The organism is Streptococcus sp. GMD6S, assembly GCF_000297015.1.
Genome location: NZ_AJRH01000146.1, coordinates 1 through 1,259 on the forward strand (window position 1 = coordinate 1; position 1,259 = coordinate 1,259).

Below are 1,259 nucleotides of genomic sequence, written 5' to 3' on the forward strand. Positions count from 1 at the left end.
CATGAAAAGAGTGGTTCTGAGGGTTTATGCGATGTGATACACATACATCTATAGGGGATTTATTATGAAAAAATATCGCCTTCTTTTCAAAATGAGTGCTGTCTTCTCTTACCTATTTTTCGTATTTGGTCTTTCTCAGCTGACGCTTATTGTCCAAAACTATTGGCAATTTTCTTCCCAGATAGGCAATTTCTTCTGGATTCAAAATATCTTGAGTTTGCTATTTATCGGAGTCATGATTTGGATTCTGGTTAAGACAGGCCATGGTTATCTCTTTCGCATTCCAAGAGAAAAATGGCTTTGGTATTCGATTTTGACAGTATTAGTGGTAGTGCTCCAGATCTCTTTTAACGTTCAGACAGCTAAACATGTTCAGTCAACTGCGGAAGGTTGGGCTGTATTGATTGGTTATAGTGGGACTAACTTTGCAGAGCTAGGTATTTATATAGCCCTGTTTTTTCTGACTCCACTGATGGAAGAGTTAATCTATAGAGGATTACTGCAACACGCCTTTTTTAAAGATTCGAGATTTGGTCTTGATTTGCTTCTTCCTTCTATTTTATTTGCTCTCCCTCATTTTTCAAGCCTGCCTAGTCTGTTAGATATTTTCGTTTTTACAACATCTGGAATCATCTTTGCTGGTTTGACCCGTTATACCAAGAGCATTTATCCTTCCTATGCGGTGCATGTAATCAATAATATTGTAGCGACCTTGCCATTTTTGCTGACTTTTTTACATAGGGTGTTTGGGTAAAATACTGGCTGGAGAGTTAGGAATTATAGTTTTTCAATTTATAAGCGAATTTCAGGAGGGAAATGAGTATGACACCATTAAAATGGTTTGCTGGAGGAAGTGAAAGACGTTGTGAAGCGATGACCATCATTGATCATCTATTGGAAGATATAAAGGTTGCGCCTCAACTTGCTCCCCTGAAAAATCAGTTAGTGATTTATCAAAAACGATTAAAGGACGATGGAACCTCTACTCCATTTATTCTGAGCCAAATGAACGTTGACATCTCACGTGTGTTGATTGATAACAAGCTGGGTTTGTCAGAAAGTCAAGCTAAGCAAATCAAAAAATTGAGAGAATTATCTGCGATTCGCTATGGTTACTGATGAAGTGCAGTGGTAGGTCTCTCTATATAATTTTCGGTCAAATAAATTGCATTCGTTTTCTCAAGTGGGTATACTAGAATAGTTGAATGAAAAATTCTGAAAATTTAAGAATAGAAAAGAGAACAAATCTTATGGCAAAA

2 protein-coding genes are annotated in these 1,259 nt (G+C 36.9%); both read left to right on the plus strand.

The genetic code is table 11. The annotated features are described in order from the left end of the window. Window positions 1–64 precede the first annotated feature (64 nt). On the plus strand, window positions 65–754 hold the full coding sequence (locus GMD6S_RS09205; protein WP_000760776.1) for a CPBP family intramembrane glutamic endopeptidase: 690 nt from the start codon (window positions 65–67) through the stop codon (window positions 752–754). Between the two features lie 68 nt (window positions 755–822). Next, window positions 823–1,119: a bacteriocin immunity protein gene (locus tag GMD6S_RS09210; RefSeq protein WP_000188106.1), complete on the plus strand. Its 297-nt coding sequence runs from the start codon at window positions 823–825 to the stop codon at window positions 1,117–1,119. The last annotated feature ends 140 nt before the right edge of the window (window positions 1,120–1,259 follow it).

Excerpts from the sequence above, each read along its gene's own strand:
- GMD6S_RS09205 (WP_000760776.1), top strand. The coding sequence starts at position 65 with ATGAAAAAATATCGCCTTCTTTTCAAAATGAGTGCTGTCTTCTCTTAC.
- GMD6S_RS09210 (WP_000188106.1), top strand. The coding sequence starts at position 823 with ATGACACCATTAAAATGGTTTGCTGGAGGAAGTGAAAGACGTTGTGAA.